Below are 512 nucleotides of genomic sequence, written 5' to 3' on the forward strand. Positions count from 1 at the left end.
CTCTGATCCAACGGTGCTTCGCACGATTGCGGCGCAAGTAATGGATATCATGTACGCCGATCCGGGCGCGACCAATATTCGCCACGACTGGCGTGAGCGTACTCAAGTGCTTGAGCCTCAGTTCAACGAAAGCCAAGCGCGTCGTTACGGTATCACTAAATCTGATGTGGATGATTTCTTATCGATGTCGTTCTCGGGAATGACGATAGGTCTTTACCGCGACGGTACTACGTTGATGCCGATTGTGGCGCGTTTACCAGAAGACGAGCGTATCGATATTCGTAACATCGAAGGCATGAAAATTTGGAGCCCTGCGCAGAGTGAGTTTATCCCACTCCAGCAAGTCACAATGGGTTACGACATGCGTTGGGAAGACCCTATCATCGTGCGTAAGAACCGTAAGCGCATGCTTACTGTGATGGCGGACCCTGATATTCTCGGTGAAGAAACCGCATCGACGTTGCAAAAACGCCTACAACCGCAAATCGAAGCGATTCAAATGCCACCTGGCT

Annotated in this window: 1 protein-coding gene; it reads left to right on the forward strand. The window is 51.0% G+C overall.

Going from position 1 to position 512, the window contains the following annotated elements:
* Positions 1–512: efflux RND transporter permease subunit (locus R8N49_RS30595; protein WP_318190883.1), on the forward strand; the 512-nt coding region annotated here is incomplete at both ends.

This window comes from Vibrio sp. 1978 (assembly GCF_033344345.1).